Origin of the sequence: Thiomonas sp. SCN 64-16 (assembly GCF_001725585.1) — a bacterium.
GTDB classification, from domain to species: domain Bacteria; phylum Pseudomonadota; class Gammaproteobacteria; order Burkholderiales; family Burkholderiaceae_C; genus Thiomonas; species Thiomonas arsenitoxydans.
Map to the genome: position 1 here is coordinate 1 of NZ_MEGQ01000019.1, position 15,306 is coordinate 15,306.

Annotated in this window: 13 protein-coding genes; 9 read left to right on the forward strand and 4 right to left on the reverse strand. The window is 65.1% G+C overall.

The annotated features are described in order from the left end of the window. Positions 1 to 22 precede the first annotated feature (22 nt). The 4 genes from glpD to cydB all read left to right on the forward strand — a co-directional run bounded on the left by glpD (position 23) and on the right by cydB (position 5,007). Entirely contained in the window at positions 23 to 1,612 is a 1,590-nt protein-coding gene (glpD, locus tag ABT24_RS06680) for a glycerol-3-phosphate dehydrogenase (protein ID WP_276728810.1), read from the forward strand. Between the two features lie 136 nt (positions 1,613 to 1,748). After that, positions 1,749 to 2,342, forward strand: coding sequence for a GbsR/MarR family transcriptional regulator (locus tag ABT24_RS06685; protein WP_013122032.1), 594 nt, complete (start codon positions 1,749 to 1,751; stop codon positions 2,340 to 2,342). A gap of 153 nt (positions 2,343 to 2,495) precedes the next feature. Then, positions 2,496 to 3,980, forward strand: coding sequence for a cytochrome ubiquinol oxidase subunit I (locus tag ABT24_RS06690; protein WP_276728808.1), 1,485 nt, complete (start codon positions 2,496 to 2,498; stop codon positions 3,978 to 3,980). Position 3,981: 1 nt separating this feature from the next. Beyond that, complete coding sequence (gene cydB, locus ABT24_RS06695) at positions 3,982 to 5,007, forward strand: cytochrome d ubiquinol oxidase subunit II (protein WP_276707883.1); 1,026 nt, start codon at positions 3,982 to 3,984, stop codon at positions 5,005 to 5,007. Positions 5,008 to 5,164: 157 nt separating this feature from the next. Here the strand turns inward: cydB and rpsI are convergent, their stop codons facing one another. Both rpsI and rplM read right to left on the reverse strand, forming a co-directional pair. After that, the gene (gene rpsI, locus ABT24_RS06700) at positions 5,165 to 5,557 is read right to left on the reverse strand and encodes a 30S ribosomal protein S9 (protein WP_013104414.1); all 393 of its coding nucleotides are present in this window, start codon (positions 5,555 to 5,557) and stop codon (positions 5,165 to 5,167) included. 9 nt (positions 5,558 to 5,566) lie between these two features. Continuing rightward, a complete protein-coding gene (gene rplM, locus ABT24_RS06705) occupies positions 5,567 to 5,995 on the reverse strand; it encodes a 50S ribosomal protein L13 (protein ID WP_013104413.1) in 429 nt (142 codons plus the stop codon). Between the two features lie 318 nt (positions 5,996 to 6,313). On the opposite strand from rplM, the gene ABT24_RS06710 reads away from it, so the two are divergent. Continuing rightward, positions 6,314 to 6,985 carry a GNAT family N-acetyltransferase gene (locus tag ABT24_RS06710; protein WP_276728806.1) on the forward strand — a complete coding sequence of 224 codons (672 nt, stop codon included), beginning with the start codon at positions 6,314 to 6,316 and terminating at the stop codon, positions 6,983 to 6,985. Between the two features lie 7 nt (positions 6,986 to 6,992). On the opposite strand, the gene ABT24_RS06715 is transcribed toward ABT24_RS06710, so the two are convergent. Continuing rightward, positions 6,993 to 8,663 (reverse strand): Ig-like domain-containing domain, encoded by a 1,671-nt coding sequence (locus ABT24_RS06715; RefSeq protein WP_276728803.1) that lies wholly within the window; start codon positions 8,661 to 8,663, stop codon positions 6,993 to 6,995. Beyond that, the gene (locus ABT24_RS06720; protein ID WP_276728800.1) at positions 8,663 to 10,084 is read right to left on the reverse strand and encodes a coniferyl aldehyde dehydrogenase; all 1,422 of its coding nucleotides are present in this window, start codon (positions 10,082 to 10,084) and stop codon (positions 8,663 to 8,665) included. The genes ABT24_RS06715 and ABT24_RS06720 overlap by 1 nt, the downstream gene beginning before the upstream one ends. A gap of 160 nt (positions 10,085 to 10,244) precedes the next feature. On the opposite strand from ABT24_RS06720, the gene ABT24_RS06725 reads away from it, so the two are divergent. From ABT24_RS06725 to ABT24_RS06740, 4 genes are all read left to right on the forward strand, one after another. Then, a complete protein-coding gene (locus ABT24_RS06725; protein ID WP_276728796.1) occupies positions 10,245 to 10,814 on the forward strand; it encodes a MarR family winged helix-turn-helix transcriptional regulator in 570 nt (189 codons plus the stop codon). 12 nt (positions 10,815 to 10,826) lie between these two features. After that, positions 10,827 to 12,272, forward strand: a complete 1,446-nt coding sequence (locus ABT24_RS06730) for an efflux transporter outer membrane subunit (protein WP_286737562.1) — start codon at positions 10,827 to 10,829, stop codon at positions 12,270 to 12,272. 55 nt (positions 12,273 to 12,327) lie between these two features. Next, positions 12,328 to 13,581 (forward strand): HlyD family secretion protein, encoded by a 1,254-nt coding sequence (locus ABT24_RS06735; RefSeq protein ID WP_276728790.1) that lies wholly within the window; start codon positions 12,328 to 12,330, stop codon positions 13,579 to 13,581. A gap of 92 nt (positions 13,582 to 13,673) precedes the next feature. Beyond that, entirely contained in the window at positions 13,674 to 15,287 is a 1,614-nt protein-coding gene (locus ABT24_RS06740; RefSeq protein WP_276728788.1) for a DHA2 family efflux MFS transporter permease subunit, read from the forward strand. Positions 15,288 to 15,306 lie beyond the last annotated feature (19 nt).

The following is a 15,306-nucleotide window of genomic DNA, read 5'->3' on the forward strand; positions in this document are numbered from 1 at the left end:
TCGCCCCTCCTACCATGTCGGCATGAACAGCGCTGCTATTTCTTCGCCCCCGCCCGGTATCGCCTGCGACGTGCTGGTCGTCGGTGGCGGCATCAACGGGGCGGGCATTGCACGCGATCTGGCCGGGCGCGGCCTCAAGGTGGTGCTGTGCGAACGCGACGACCTTGCGGCGCACACTTCCTCGGCCTCCACCAAGCTGATTCACGGCGGTCTGCGCTATCTCGAGTATTACGAATTCGGCCTAGTGCGCAAGGCTTTGCAGGAGCGTGAAGTGCTGCTGCGCAGCGCGCCGCATCTGATGTGGCCGCTGCGCTTTGTCATGCCGCACGCACCGGCCATGCGCCCGGCCTGGATGATTCGCGCCGGGCTGTTTCTCTACGACCATCTGGCGCGGCGCGAGTGGCTGCCGGGCTCAAGCAGCATCGATCTGCGCACCCATGCCGCAGGCGCCCCGCTGAAGGCCGAATACACCCGCGGCTTCATGTATTCCGACGGCTGGGTGGACGACGCCCGGCTGGTGACCCTGTGCGCTGTGGACGCGGCGGAACATGGCGCCACCGTGCTGACCCGCACCGCCTGCACCTCTGCCACGCGCCACGGCACGGGCTGGCAAGCCACGCTGCGCGATGCCGCGGGCGGCGAGCAGCGGGTGAGCGCCCGCGCCATGGTCAACGCGGCAGGTCCGTGGGCCGAGCAACTGCTCAAGCGCACGGTGCACAACGCCGACGGGCAGCCGCCGCGCGAGCGCCGCTCGCTGCGGCTGGGGCGCGGCAGCCACATCGTCGTGCCGCGCCTGTTCGATCATCCGCACGCCTACATCTTTCAGGCGGACGATGGCCGTATCGTGTTCGCCATTCCCTACGAGCGCGACTTCACCCTGATCGGCACGACCGATGTCGAAGTGTCCGACCCCAGCGGCGCCGAAACCTGCAGCGAGGCCGAAGCCGCCTACCTCTGCGCCGAAGTCAACCGCTACTTCCGCACCGAGTTGCGGCCCGAGCAGACCGTCTGGCGCTACGCCGGCGTGCGCCCCCTGCTCGAAGATCACGCGGGCGATGCCAAGGCCGCGACCCGCGATTACAAGCTCGAACTCGACCGCGAGGGTGCGCCGCTGCTCACGGTGTGGGGCGGCAAGATCACCACCTTCCGCAAGCTCGCCGAACAGGCCGCCGACCAGCTCTGCGCCGCCCTCGGCGAAGCACGCCCGGCGTGGACGCACGACGCCTTTCTTCCCGGTGGCGATCTGTCGGGCTGGATCGGCCCCGCACAGCACCCCGACACCGACTTCGCCCGTTTTGTTCAAGTCGTGCAGCAACGCTACCCGTGGCTGCCGCCCGACCTAGCGCAGCGTCTGGCCCGCGCCTACGGCAGCCGCATCGACCGCGTGCTGCAAACCACAGGTGGGCAAAGCGCGGCACGCCTGCAAGACCTCGGCGCCGAGATCGCCCCCGGTTTGTTCGAGGCCGAGCTGCGTTATTTGCGCGACACCGAATGGGCCGCCAGCGCCGACGATGTGCTCTGGCGCCGCAGCAAACTCGGTTTGCACCTGCTCGCCGATCACCCGGCCTCCTCCCAGTCTCACGCCGTATCCGACTGGTTCGCCAGCCGCTGATTACGCGCCGCGCCGTCGCGTGGGCAAATACCCGGCTGGGTATAGGGGCAACACGTCTCGTTACCCCTTGCGCTTGATCTAAGTCAGACAATTTCTTCGACTTTCAGAAATTCCTGAAACTTCGATCAAACCACTTATGCAACTCCCGGAACTCACCCAGCGCTTCGTGCTGCACTTTGGCGAAATGGGCAGCCGCTGGGGCATCAACCGCACCGTCGGCCAGATTTATGCCCTGCTGTTCGTCAGCGAGCGCCCGCTCAATGCCGACGAAATCGCCGCCGCGCTCGATTTTTCGCGCTCCAACGTCAGCATGGGGCTCAAGGAGCTGGGTGCCTGGAACCTGGTGCGCATGCAGCACCTGCCCGGCGACCGGCGCGATTATTTCTCTGCGCCAGAAGACGTGTGGGCTATTTTCCGCACCCTGGCCGAGGAACGCCGCAAGCGCGAAATCGACCCCACCCTGTCCATGCTGCGCGACGCCCTGCTGTCTCAGCCCGAGGGCGCTTCCGAGCAATACGCGCAGCAGCGCATGCGCGAAATGCACGATCTCATCGAACTGGCCACGCAGTGGTTCGACGATATTCAGCGCATGCCCAGCGAAGACGTGCGCCAGCTCATGCAGCTGGGCGGCGCGGTGCAAAAGCTGATCGCCCTCAAAAGCCGCGTCAAGCAGGTGGCTACGCGCAGGCGGGGCGACAAAGTCGCCGCGCTGCAAGTGGTGGAGAACTGAGATGTGCACCGCCTTCTGCTGGACTTTGCGCATTGACCTGCCGCCGCCGCAGAGCGTCACCCCGCTGTAACGCGTCCCGCTTATCGTTGGCTCAACCCGCCGCCCTGCGCGGCAAGGCCCGCCAACCGACATCCCCCTCTTCAGGAGTGCATCATGGATTGGCTTCAAAACCCTGAGTTCCTCGCTCGGGCGCAGTTTGGCTTCATTGCGATGTTCCACATCATGTGGCCGCCGCTCACCATCGGGCTGGCGTTGGTGCTGTTCGGCATGGAAGCCGCGTGGGTGAAGACCAAAAACGTCTTCTACTTCCACCAGGTCAAGTTCTGGACCAAGCTGTTCCTGATCAATTTTGGCGTCGGCGTCATCAGCGGCATTCCGATGGAGTTTTCATTCGGCACCAACTGGGGGCCGTTCTCCACCTCGGCCGGCGACTTCATGGGCAACATCCTCGGCTTCGAGACGGCCATGGCCTTCATGCTCGAAGCCGGTTTTCTCGGCATCATGCTGTTCGGCTGGGGCCGCGTCGGCCCCAAGATGCACCTGTTCGCCACCAGCATGGTGGCCTTTGGCAGCACCTTGTCGGCCTTCTGGATCATGGTGGCCAATTCTTGGATGCAAACGCCCGCCGGGGTGAAGCTGGTGGACGGCAAGTTCGCCATCACCAACTGGTATGACGCGGTGTTCAACCCCGATCTGCCCTATGGCTTCGGCCACATGTTCACCGCTGCGATCGAGCTCAGCCTGGTCGTCATGGCCGGTGTGAGCGCGTATTACCTGCTCAAAAAACGCCATGTCGATTTCTTCCGTCCGGCGTTCAAGTGGGCGGTGATCTCGTTGTTCATCGTCGCACCGCTGCAGATTTTTATTGGCGATTCTGCGGGGAGCTCGCTGGCCGAGACTCAACCTGCCAAGCTCGCCGCCATCGAGGCGCACTGGCATACCAACAAGCCCGGCGAGGGCGCACCGTGGGCGCTGCTGGCTATTCCTAACCAGAAAGAGCAGAAAAACGACTGGGCGCTGGAAATCCCCGATGGTCTGAGCATGATCGTGACCAAAACGATGACGGGCAAAGTCGTCGGCCTGGATCACTTCAAGCCACAAGACCAGCCGCCAGTGTGGATTCCGTTTTACGCCTTCCGCGTCATGGTGGCCGCCGGGGTGTTTGTCGCCTTCATGGCCTTCTGGACGCTGTGGATGCTGTGGCGCAAACATGAGCGCATGACTGCGGCGCGCATCAGCGAAAACAAATGGCTGCTGCGTGGCTGGCTGCTCGCGGTACCCGCCATCTACGCCGCGGTAGAGGCCGGCTGGATGACCCGCGAAGTAGGCCGCCAGCCGTGGATCGTCTACGGCATGATGCGCACTAGCCAGGGCGTGAGCAACCTGCCGGCCGACACCGTGCTGTGGTCACTCGCCATGTATATGCTGTTCTACGGCGTGATCGGCGTCACCGCCTTCGTCTTTGCCGCACGCATGATCCGCAAAGGCCCGAGCTTCGAAGACCCGCCCGGCGCACCCGGCCAGGGTGGTAAGCCGGAACACGCTGCTGCGCCCAAGCACGTTCCCTTCACCCCGCCTGTCGCACCGATTGCGCCCGCCTCGGTCAGCGCCAAGCTCGCGGTGAAAGGAGGGCAGTGAGATGGACTTCGGCAACCCGCAGGAACTGCATCACGTTCTGGCCACGGTGTGGTTTCTCATCATCGGCCTGTTCATGGTGTTTTATGTGGTGCTCGACGGTTTCGACCTCGGCGTGGGGGTGCTTTCGCTGTTCGTCGGCGAGCGCCGCCGCAAAGTGATGATGGCCAGCCTGGGCAGCATCTGGGACGCCAACGAGACCTGGCTGGTGGTCATCGGCGGCACGCTGTTCGGCGCCTTTCCGCTGGCCTACGGCACCGTGCTGCACGGGCTCTACATCCCCATTATCCTCATGCTGCTGGGCTTCATGCTGCGCGGCGTGTCGTTCGAGTTTCATGAACTCTCCGAGCGCAAAGCCTTCTGGGGCGCCATGTTCGGCCTCGGCAGCCTGCTGGCCACCATCGCCCAGGGGTTCGCGCTCGGTGGCTTGCTCAATGGCGTGAAGGTGGTGAACGGCGTGTATGTGGGCAGCGTGTGGGAATGGCTCTCGCCCTTCAGCGTCATCGTGGTGCTGGGCGTGGTGGCCGGTTACGCCATGCTCGGCTCGACCTATCTCATCATCAAGACCAAAGACGACATTCAGGCCGGGTGCTACCAACGCGGCCAGCTGCTCGCCTGGATCATGCTCGCCGTCGGCGCGGTGGTCACAGTCTGGACGCCGCTGCAATTTCCGCAGATCTTCGCCCGCTGGCTCACCACCCCGAACATCTACTTCTTCGCCGTGCTGCCCGCGCTGGCCTTACTCAGCTTCGTCATGCTGCTGCGCGCCCTCAAGCGGCAGGCCGAAGTGGCGCCGTTTGTCTGGACCATGCTGATCTTCCTGTTCTCTTTCGCCGGCCTGGCCGCCACCTGGTATCCGTACATCGTGCCCGGCTCGCTCACCATCGACCAGGCCGCCTCAGACAGCGGCACCCTGGTGTTCATGCTCATCGGCATCGGCATGCTCATCCCAGTGATGATCACCTACAACGTCTATCAATACATCGTCTTCCGCGGAAAAATCGACCCGGACGCGGAGCACGCGTATTGATATTGAACTGGGGCCTGCTCTTTTCTCACTGGCCACCGACCCAGTCGGCGGCCCCAACTTAGGTGGCTGAGCACCGCTGCCTGTTATATGAACAAAAGCGCAAACAAAAAACCCGCACAAGGCGGGTTTTTTGTTTGCAGCAAAGCGAGAAAAAGTATCAACGCTTGGAGAACTGCTTGGCGCGACGGGCGCCGCGCAGGCCCACTTTTTTCCGCTCCACTTCGCGGGCGTCGCGGGTGACGAAGCCTGCCTTGGAGAGCGCGGGTTTGAGGGTGGCCTCGTAGTCGATCAGCGCGCGGGTGATGCCATGGCGCACCGCACCGGCCTGGCCGGTTTCGCCGCCGCCGTGGACGTTGATCTTGATGTCGAAGCTCTCGACGTTCTCGGTGAGAACGAGGGGTTGCTTGACGATCATGATGGAGGTCTGACGGCCGAAATACTGCTCGACGTCTTTCCCGTTGACCGTGATTTTGCCGGTGCCCTTCTTGATGAAGACGCGGGCCACGGAGCTTTTGCGACGGCCTGTGCCGTAATTCCAGTTTCCGATCATCGCGTGTCCTTAGATGTCGAGAGTCTTGGGCTGTTGGGCGCTGTGCGGATGCTCTGCACCCCCATAGACCTTGAGCTTCTTGATCATGGCGTAACCGAGCGGGCCTTTGGGCAGCATGCCCTTGACTGCCAGTTCCAGCGCACGGCCGGGGTGACGCGCCTGCATATCCTTGAATTTGGTGGCGTAGATGCCGCCGGGATAGCCGGTGTGACGGTAGTAGGTCTTGTCGTTGGCTTTGTTGCCGGTCACACGAATTTTGGAGGTGTTGACGACAATGATGAAGTCACCGGTATCGACGTGCGGGGTGTAGATGGGTTTGTGTTTGCCACGCAGACGGAGGGCCACTTCGCTGGCGACCCGACCGAGAACCTTGTTCTCTGCGTCAATCACGAACCACTCATGCACGACTTCGGCCGGTTTGGCGCTGAAGGTTTTCATGGTTGTTCCTATGAACGATGTTTGAGCGAGATATGAATGAGCCCACCAGTGATGTGCGGCAGCGGGCCTCAATGTCGAGATGTTCTTCAAAGTTGAGACGCTCTGCCCCGCGCCCGCCGGCATGGGTTTTCTGGCCCCCGCTCGAAGCCAAACGCATCATTATAGACAGGTGAGCGGGTTTGTCACTGGCAAGTGCTTGATTTTCAGGCGCGTTGTGGCGGCAAGGGCGCGGCAATGTCCCTGTTCCTTGTGTTTGCAGGGGCAGCGCCTAAACTATGTGGCCTATGCTGCATTGCAGCAATCTTGCTTCTATTCGATATGACTCAGCCTCCCGAGACCGCCCCCTTGCAAGCCACAGGCAGCGCGTCGGCCGTCCCGCCCCGCGCTCGGCATCTGTCCGCGCCGATCATCCCGATTCGCCCGATCGGGCCGGAACATCGCGAGCAGTTGCTGCGGCATTTTCTGGCGCTGGGGCCGGATGATCGCTATATGCGCTTTGGCTACGCCGCGAGCGACGAGCGCGTGCGTCTTTACGTCGATTCCATCCGCTTTGAATCGGACGAGATTTTTGGCGTGTTCAACCGCAAGCTGGAGTTGCTGGCGGTGGCGCATATCGCCATTGAACCGGGGCAGACGGAGCGGGCGGAGTTTGGCGTATCGGTGCTGCCCAAAGGCCGCGGGCTGGGCATCGGCACGCGCTTGTTTGCACGCGCGGCGGTGGACGCGCGCAACCGCGGGCTGCGAGTGCTTTACATGCAGTGCCTGAGCAGCAATGCCGCGATGCTCAAAATCGCGCGCCGGGCCGGCATGAAAGTGCATAACGAGGGCGGCGAAACCGAAGCGTATCTAGAGTTGCCGGAAGACAACTACCAGAGCCACTTCAATGCGCTGATGGAAAACCAGACCGGTCAGATCGACTACTGGGTAAAGGCGGCGATGCGCCAATGGCGTTGTTTCTGGCTGTTCGGTCGCTGCAGCGACACGGCCTGAACCGACCTTACCGCAGCCAGCGGGCGACGGCCAGGGTGCGCCAGCCATTGAACTGCTGCCACACGGCCATGGTGCTCCCCACCGCATCGATGGCCAGCGCGGGAAAACTGGCCTGTACCGTGGCGCTCGGGTCGGACAAGGTCTGCGGCGCCTGCCAGCGCTGCTCGGCCGGGTTGTAGCGCGCGGTCTGCACCTGCATTCCGCTGGGCCCGTCTTGATACCAGGCGCAACGCACATTGCCCGCCGCATCGGTCACCAACACCGGGTTGCCCGCGCTGCGCAGCGCGGGGTCGTCGATCTGCTGCGGCGGCGACCAGCGAGCCGAGGCGGTATCCGCGCCAGCATCGCGCCGGGCGGCGAGTATGGCGTAGCGCACCGGGCCGCCCTGCGCCGACTTGGCCTGTTCCCACACCAGCGTGAGATCGCCCGCGGCATCGGCGGTGAGCGCGGGCGAAAGCGCCGGGCCGGTGAAGGCCGTGCTGTGCTGAATCTGCGGCGCGCTCCAGCGAAACGCAGCGCCGCTGCCCTCGGGCAGAAGCTGGCTGACGGCAATGCGCCGCATCGCATCCCGGCCCTGCACCCATGCGGCGACGATGGCCTCTTGCGGTGTAGCCGTGAGCGCAGGGCTTGTGGCTGCGATGCCCTCTGCGCTGAGACGCCGTGGCGCACCCCACGACTGGCCGGAAGGCTGCAACGCCGCGGCAAACACCGCCTCGCGCCCGGAAGGCCCCTGCTGCCAGGCGGCTACCACCCGCCCTTGCGGCGTGGCGGCAATCACCGGGTTATAGGCATTGGCAGGGCCGCGATCAACGGGCTGCGCGGGCAGCCATCGCAGCGCTGCCTGTTGCCAATGGGCCGCATAAATGGCGGTGTGATGGCCGTTGGGCTGCTGCCAGACCACGGTGACATTGCCCGCGGCGTCGGCGGCGAGTTGGGGATTGGTGGCGTTGCCGGGCAGCGCGGGTTGATCGAGCCGCTGCGGGGCCTGCCACGCGCCGCCATCGCTGCGCGCCGCAAATACGGCGTTGCGGCCATCCACCGCCTGAAACCACACGACGGTGAGGCGCCCCTGGCGATCCGCCGTGATGGCGGGAATGCTCGACGCCCCAGCTTGCGGCCCTTGCAGGTCGATGGCTTGCGGGCGGCTCCAGACCTGCGTGTCCGGGTTGAAGCGCGTGGCCAGAATGGCGCGGCGGCCCGCATCGTCCTGAAACCACACCGCGACGAAGCCACCGTCGGCCGTTGCCGCCACTTGCGCGCCGCTGACGGGCAGATCGACTTGGTGCGCTGTACGGCTGTCGTCGATCTGCACGGGCGCACTCCATGCGCTGCACGCGGTGGTGAAGCGGCTGCGCACGCGCTCTGGCGCATTCAGCGAGAGGGTGTAGGTGGTGCAGCCAACCAAGGGCACGGTGGGCTCGAACACTGCGCGGTCGCCCGAGGTGCGCACCAGGCCGCGAACCGCAGCCCCGTCCGGGGCGAGCAGCAGCAAGCGGTCTGCCGTGATGGCGGCCGCCTGCGCGGGGGCGGCAAAGCGAAACCCGGGCGTCACCGTGCGGGCCACATCGCTGGCGCCGGAGGCCGGCAAGGGCTCGGGTGCGCTTTGCGCGTTCGCCGTACCCGCAACGGCGCACAGCACCACGATGACCGAAAATTGCTCGATCCAGCGCCTGCGCATCACAGCCTCCCCATGAACTTCATCAGCCAGCGGGTACGCGGCCCGTAGGGCGGCGCGGCAAGACCGACGCCGGAGAACCGCGTCTGAAACAGCACGGGCTTGAGTTTGCTGAAGGTATCGAATCCCCAGCGGCCGTGATAGCTGCCCATGCCGGACGCCCCAACGCCGCCAAAGGGCAACTCGTCTTGCGCAAAGTGCAGCAAGGTGTCGTTGACCGTCACGCCGCCGGCATGGGTGTGCAGCAGGGCATCGGCGGTGCGCTGGCGGTCGTGGTCGAACCAGTACAGCGCCAGCGGGCGCGGCTGGCTGCGTAGATGGGCCAGCGCCTGCGCCAGATCGTCATAGGCCACCACGGGCAGCAGCGGGCCGAAGATTTCTTCGTTCATCAAGCGCACCGAGGCCGGGGCGTCGCACACCAGCGCGGGCGCGAGGCGGTGACGCAGATCGTCGGCTTGCACGCCGTCGAACAGGGCATGCACCTGCGCCCCGGCGGCGCGAGCTTCGCCCAGCAGGCCGAGCAGACGGCTGTATTGGCGATGGTCGATGATGCTGGTGTAGTCGGGGCTGCGCAGGCCGTCGGGATAGAGTTTTTGCGCCGCGGCGCGACAGGCGGCAAGCCAGTCAGACTGCTGCGCACGCGGCACAAGCACATAGTCGGGCGCGATGCAGGTCTGCCCGGCGTTGAGCAGCTTGCCGTAGAGGATGCGCTGGGCCGCGTGCGCCAGGTCGTAACCCGGCGTGATGACGGCGGGCGATTTGCCGCCGAGTTCCAGCGTGACGGGAGTGAGGTTGGCCGCAGCCGCCGCCATGACGCGCTTGCCCACCCCGGTGGAGCCGGTGAACAGCAGGTGGTCGAACGGCAAGGCGCTGAAAGCGGCGCCGATTTCTGCATCGCCCTGCACCACCGCCACTTCGTCAGGCGCAAAGGTTTGCCCGGCCCGCTGCGCGAACACCGCGCTGAACGTGGGCGTGAACTCGGAGAGCTTGACCATCGCCCGGTTGCCCGCAGCCAGCGCCGCCGTCAGCGGCGCCACGGCCAGCACCAGCGGATAGTTCCAAGGCGCAATGACGCCCACCACGCCCAGCGGCTGGGGCAGCACTCGCGCCCGGGCGGGAAAAAACCAGCGTGAAACGGGGGCGGCGCGCGGACGCATCCAGCCTTTGCCGTGCTTGAGCGCATCGGCGATGCCCGTCAGGCTGGGCACGAGTTCGAGCATGCCGGTTTCGGGCGGCGGGCGGCCGCCGAAATCGGCATCGATGGCCACGGCGAACTCGGCCGCATGAGTGCGCAGCAAGGCCTGCAGTCGTCGCAGCCGGTCGCGTCGCAGCGTCCAGTCGGGATAGGGCGCGGCGTCGAACGCCGCCCGCAGCACGCTGAAAGTCTGCTGGAGTGAAGCGGCGAAATCAGGGGCGCGATCCATGGCTTTGGCGGCAAACTGAACATGCAGCGGAGCATGGTAAGTCGGATACCGCCAGCATGAAGAATTGGTTTGCCATGCCCCGCCCGGCAAAACCCCTTCGCTGAATCGGGTATCAAAAAACAACTCAGGCAGTATTTGCCTAAGCAATAAACTGCGCGGCATGAATTCTTCCGCCCCCACTCCCACCCACGCAGCCGCGCCGCGTTTCTATGACGGTTCAGAGTATGCCAAGGACAACTCGGTCGGCTTTCTGATGAAAGTCGCGCTGGCAGTGCTGGTGCGCAATCTGGAGCATCAACTGCAGGGGCTCGACCTCACCGGCTCGCAATGGCATCCGCTGCTGCATGTGCACCAAGGCTGCGACACCGTGGCCGCCTGCGCCCGCGAAATGCAGACTGACGCCGGCGCCATGACCCGCATGCTCGACCGCCTGGAAGCCAAGGGCCTGCTGGTGCGCGAGCGCAGTTGCAGCGACCGCCGCGTGGTCAACCTCTCGCTCACCCCGCGCGGCAGCGAGGTGGCGGCGCAAATTCCGCATGTGCTCTCCGAGGTGCTCAACGACCATCTGCGCGGCTTCAGCCCCAAGGAGTTTGCCCAGTTGCTCGACCTGTTGCGGCGCTTCATCGCCAATGGCGAGGCGCTGGCCGAAGCCAACAAGGCCGCCCCCGGCCCGCAACTGGTGGTGCAGGAACGCGACCCCGAAGAAAACAACGACAACAACCCCTCCTGACCCGTTCTCATCATGCTCAACAGACCTTTCGTTCGATCCGCCACGCTGGCCGCGCCGCTGCTGGCCGCCCTGCTGCTGGCGGGCTGCGCCAGCACCGAAGGTATCGCGCCCACGGCCCAGCTCACTCGTCCGCAGCAACTCGGCTTGCAGCCGGTGCAGACCGCCTTTCCCAAGGCCGACTGGTGGGCCGACTTTCACGATCCTGAACTCGACCGCCTGATCGCCACCGCCCTGACCGACAACCCCAGCTTGCAAGTCGCCCAGGCTCGGCTCGAACAGGCCCGTGCGCAGGTGCAGGGCGCGGGCAGCGCGCTCAAGCCCAAGCTGGGCGCAGCGGTGAGCTCCACTCGCCAGCAGTTCAGCAACAACTACATCTACGGCCCCTACGGCAGTAACTGGTATTACGACAACTCAGCGCTGCTGCAAGGCAGCTGGGAGTTGGACTTTTTCGGTAAGAACCGGCAGACGCTGCAAGCCGCCATCGGCGAAGCCCACGCCGCCGCGGCGCAGGAGCAGGCCGCGCGGGTGCTGCTCGCATCCAACGTAGCCAGCGCTTATGTGAACCTTGCGCGACTGATCGCCATCCAGAACGTGCTGCAGCAAACCCTGCAGCAGCGCGAGCACATGCTCAAACTGGTGCAGGACCGCGTGCGCGCCGGTCTGGAAACCACGGTGCAGGAGAAGCAGGCGCGGGCCGAAGTGCCGCAGATCCGTCTGCAGCTCGACCAGACTGCGGTGCAGATCACGCAGGCGCGCAATCTGCTGGCCGCGCTCACCGGCCAGGGCCCGCAGGCCACGGCCACGCTCGCCCCGCAGCTCTCCGCCCTGCCGACCCTGAACCTGCCCGACACGCTGCCCGCCTCGCTGATCGGCCGCCGCGCCGACATCGTCGCTGCGCGCTGGCAGGTGGAAGCCGCGCTGCACGGCGTGAAGGCGGCCCGCGCAGCGTTTTACCCCGACGTCAACCTCACGGCGTTCGCCGGGTTCTCTGCGCTGGGCTTCAGCCAATGGCTGACCGGCGGCAGCCAGACCCTGGGCGTCGGCCCCGCACTCACCCTGCCGATCTTCGAGGGCGGCGCGCTGCGCGCCCAGCTTCGCGGCAAATCGGCGCAGGCGGACGCCGCCATCGCGCAATACAACGGCACGCTGGTGGACGCAGTGCATGAGGTCGCCGACGCCATCGCCGCGCGGCAATCCATCGGTCAGCAGATCGCGCAACAGCAGCAGGCGCTCGATGCCGCGCAGGACGCGCTGCGCCTGGTCGATCAGCGCTACAAGGCCGGGCTGTCGAACTACCTCACCGTGCTCACGGTTCAGTCGAGTGTGCTCAAGCTGCAGCAGGCCGGGGTGGACTTGAAAGCGCAGGCGCTGGCCGACGACGTGGCGCTGATTCGCGCCCTGGGCGGGGGCTACAACGCGCCGAAGATGCCCGAGCAGGTTCCTGCGAAATCCTCCTGACCCACGCTTTGACTTCTCCTTCTAAAAACGAATCGAATCCCAACGGAGTGCATCCATGAGTACCCCAGAAAGCAATAAAACAGAAGGCGCGGCCCAGCCCGCCGAAAATGGCAACGGAAGCGGCAACGGCAAGGCCGCCAAGCGGCGGCGGCTGATGCTGTTGGCCATCGGCTTTTTCGTCATCGTCGGCGCCGTCTATGGCGGCTATCACTACTGGGAATCCCTGCGCTACGCCTACACCGATGACGCCTATGTGCAGGGCAATCTGGTGCAAGTCACGCCGCAGGTGGGCGGCACGGTGACCGCCATCGACGCCGACGATACCCAGCTGGTCAAGTCCGGCCAGCCGTTGGTGCAGCTCGACGGCGCCGACACCCATGTGGCGCTGCAACAGGCCGAGGCCCTGCTGGCGCAGGCGGTGCGTCAGGTGCGGGTGAGCTTTGCCAACAACGGCACCCTGGCTGCCCAGGTTGCCGTGCGGCAGACCGATGTCAGCGTCGCGCAGGCCAATGTAGCCAAGGCGCAGGATGCGCTGCGCCGCCGCCAAGAGCTGGCGGGTACCGGCGCGGTGGGCGCTGAGGAACTGCGGCAGGCACAGATTGCCTTGCAATCCGCCCAAGCCGCGTTGACCACCGCGCAGGCCGGGGTGAAAGCCGCGCAGGAGCAACTCGCCGCCAGCGAAGCGCTGACCGCGGGCACGGTCATCGCCAACAACCCCTCGGTCAAGCTGGCCGCGGCCAAGCTGCGCGAGGCCTATCTGGCGTATGAACGCACCACCATTCCGGCGCCGGTCAGCGGCGTGGTGGCGCGGCGCACGGTGCAGCTCGGCCAGCGCGTGGCGCCCGGCCAGCCGCTGATGTGGGTAGTGCCGTTGAACGATGTGTGGATCGACGCCAATCTGAAGGAAACCCAGCTGCGCGACGTGCGCATCGGCCAGAAGGCCACGGTGACTGCCGACACCTATGGCGGCAGCTTCACCTACACCGGCCATGTGGTCGGACTGTCGGCAGGCACCGGTGCGGCGTTCTCGCTGTTGCCCGCGCAGAACGCCACGGGCAACTGGATCAAGGTGGTGCAGCGCCTGCCGGTGCGCGTGGCGCTCGATCCCAAGCAAGTCGCCAGCCACCCGCTGCGCGTGGGCATGTCCACCGAAGTGACCATCGACATCAGCGACCACAAAGGCCCGCTGGTCATGGACGAGCCGCCCACCAAGCCCGCCGCCCGCACCGACATTTACGCCGCCGACTGGCAGAAGGCCGACGCCCTGGTGAACGCCATCATCGCCGCCAACGCAGGCAGCAAGCGCTAAAGAGGCCAACATGAAACAGCCCCCTCGCTCGCTTTGCTCGCTGCCCCCCACGGGGGGTGTCAGCTCCTTCGGAACGGCCGTGCGGAGCTGACATGGCCACTACGCAAGAAATTGAAGAAAGCGCGGCCGGCGCCTTGCCGAGTCCGGCACCCGCCAAAACCACGCCGACGCACATGACGCCCTTGACCGGCAGCGCGCTGGTGCTGGGCACCATCGCCCTGTCGCTGGCGACCTTCATGAACGTGCTCGACACCTCGATTGCCAACGTGTCGATTCCCGCCATCGCGGGCGACCTGGGGGTGAGTTCGTCGCAGGGCACCTGGGTCATCACCTCGTTCGGGGTGGCCAACGCCATCGCCGTGCCGCTCACCGGCTTTCTCACCCAGCGCTTCGGCGCGGTGAAGGTGTTTCTCACCAGCATTCTGCTGTTCACCCTGTTCTCGTTTTTGTGCGGGCAGGCGCCGAGCATCGAAATTCTCATCCTGTTCCGCGTGCTGCAGGGCGCCAGCGCCGGACCGATGATTCCGCTCTCACAAACCCTGCTGCTCTCCAGCTATAAACCCGCGCGTGCCGGCATGGCCATCGCCATGTGGTCGATGACCACGCTGATCGCCCCCATCATGGGGCCGCTGCTCGGCGGCTGGATCACCGACAACATCTCCTGGCCGTGGATTTTCTATATCAACGTGCCCGTGGGCCTGCTGGCCGCGGCGGTCACGGCGTCGATCTACCTGCGACGCGAAACGCCCATCCGCAAACTGCCGATCGACTGGACCGGACTGGGGCTGTTGGTCATCTGGGTAGGCTCGCTGCAGATCATGCTCGACAAGGGGCAGGAACTCGACTGGTTCTCCAGCCCGGTCATCATCGCGCTGGCCGCCGCGGCCGTGGTGGGCTTCGTGCTGTTCCTGATCTGGGAAATCTACGACGAGCATCCGGTGGTCGATCTCACCCTGTTCAAGATCCCGACCTTCACCATCGGCACCATCTTGCTGGCGCTGGCCTACGGCATGTTCTTCGGCAGCCTGGTGCTGCTGCCGCTGTGGCTGCAGGAGTTCATCGGCTACACCGCCACCGACGCGGGCGAGGTGCTGGCCTGGGTGGGCTTGTTCGCGCTGATTCTCTCGCCCATTATCGGGCGCTATCTGCCCGTGCTCGATTCGCGCTGGGTCACCACGTTTTCCTTCCTGGTGTTCGCCGTCGTGTTCTATATGCGCTCGCAGTTCACCACGGGCGACAGCTATTGGGAATATTCCATCCCCACGGTGATTCAGGGCATCGCGACGGCGACTTTCTTCATCCCGCTGCTGGGCATCATCCTCGGCGGACTGCCGTCGCACCGCATCGCGGCGGCTTCGGGGCTATCGAACTTCGCGCGCATCACCGCAGGTTCGTTCGGCACCTCGATCTATACCACCTTGTGGACCGACCGCGCCGATCTGCACCATGAGCAGCTGGTCACGCACATCTACGCGGGCAGCCCGGTGGTCGAGCCCATACTCCACGGCATGCAATCTCAGGGCTTCAGTTATGAGCAGGCTTTGGGTGTGATCAACCGCCTGATCGACCAACAGGCGTACACCCTCGCGGTGGACGACATGTTCCGCCTCAGCGCCTGGCTGTTTGTCGCCATGATCGTGCTGGTCTGGTTCATCAAACCCTCCAAGAGCAGCGCCGGCGGTGAGGCCGCAGCAGGCGCGCACTAAAAACATCTTTTCTCAAGAA

Coding starts and splice junctions, on each gene's coding strand:
- ABT24_RS06730 (WP_286737562.1), top strand. CDS start 10,827: ATGCTCAACAGACCTTTCGTTCGATCCGCCACGCTGGCCGCGCCGCTG.
- ABT24_RS06690 (WP_276728808.1), top strand. CDS start 2,496: ATGGATTGGCTTCAAAACCCTGAGTTCCTCGCTCGGGCGCAGTTTGGC.
- ABT24_RS06735 (WP_276728790.1), top strand. CDS start 12,328: ATGAGTACCCCAGAAAGCAATAAAACAGAAGGCGCGGCCCAGCCCGCC.
- cydB (WP_276707883.1), top strand. CDS start 3,982: ATGGACTTCGGCAACCCGCAGGAACTGCATCACGTTCTGGCCACGGTG.
- ABT24_RS06715 (WP_276728803.1), bottom strand. CDS start 8,663: ATGCGCAGGCGCTGGATCGAGCAATTTTCGGTCATCGTGGTGCTGTGC.
- ABT24_RS06710 (WP_276728806.1), top strand. CDS start 6,314: ATGACTCAGCCTCCCGAGACCGCCCCCTTGCAAGCCACAGGCAGCGCG.
- ABT24_RS06720 (WP_276728800.1), bottom strand. CDS start 10,084: ATGGATCGCGCCCCTGATTTCGCCGCTTCACTCCAGCAGACTTTCAGC.
- rpsI (WP_013104414.1), bottom strand. CDS start 5,557: ATGATCGGAAACTGGAATTACGGCACAGGCCGTCGCAAAAGCTCCGTG.
- ABT24_RS06740 (WP_276728788.1), top strand. CDS start 13,674: ATGGCCACTACGCAAGAAATTGAAGAAAGCGCGGCCGGCGCCTTGCCG.
- rplM (WP_013104413.1), bottom strand. CDS start 5,995: ATGAAAACCTTCAGCGCCAAACCGGCCGAAGTCGTGCATGAGTGGTTC.
- glpD (WP_276728810.1), top strand. CDS start 23: ATGAACAGCGCTGCTATTTCTTCGCCCCCGCCCGGTATCGCCTGCGAC.
- ABT24_RS06685 (WP_013122032.1), top strand. CDS start 1,749: ATGCAACTCCCGGAACTCACCCAGCGCTTCGTGCTGCACTTTGGCGAA.
- ABT24_RS06725 (WP_276728796.1), top strand. CDS start 10,245: ATGAATTCTTCCGCCCCCACTCCCACCCACGCAGCCGCGCCGCGTTTC.